The organism is Caulobacter sp. HJHS_5, from assembly GCF_056683955.1.
In genome coordinates this window covers 1-289 of the sequence record NZ_JBWZNC010000020.1, presented here as the reverse complement: position 1 = coordinate 289, position 289 = coordinate 1, and the positions used below count along the sequence as shown (strand labels likewise).

Genomic DNA, 289 nt, shown 5'->3' with positions numbered 1-289 from the left:
CTGCTGGTGGCGGTGATCGTCAGCGGGATCGTCGGCTGGGTCTCGTAGTCGACCGTCTGGCCGGCCTTCAGATAGAGTCCGCCGTCGTGCACCGCGAAGCGGTCGTCGTCGACGCTGTAGGTGTAGACGCGCTTGGCCGGATCGGTGTCCGGATCGGCGATGGCCACGTCCGCCAGCCGGGTCTCGGCCGCGGTGTTCTCCGCCAGCGACGCCAGGTTGCTGACCGTCACGGCCGTCGGCGCTTCGTCGACGTCGCTCACCCCGACCACGACATCCGTCGACACCGCCC

General features: G+C 69.6%; 1 protein-coding gene. It reads right to left on the bottom strand.

Annotation, left to right across the window (positions count from 1 at the left end):
• Positions 1–289 (bottom strand): cadherin repeat domain-containing protein (locus tag ACFLIT_RS17855; RefSeq protein ID WP_479912618.1); only part of this gene is annotated, 289 nt, incomplete at both ends.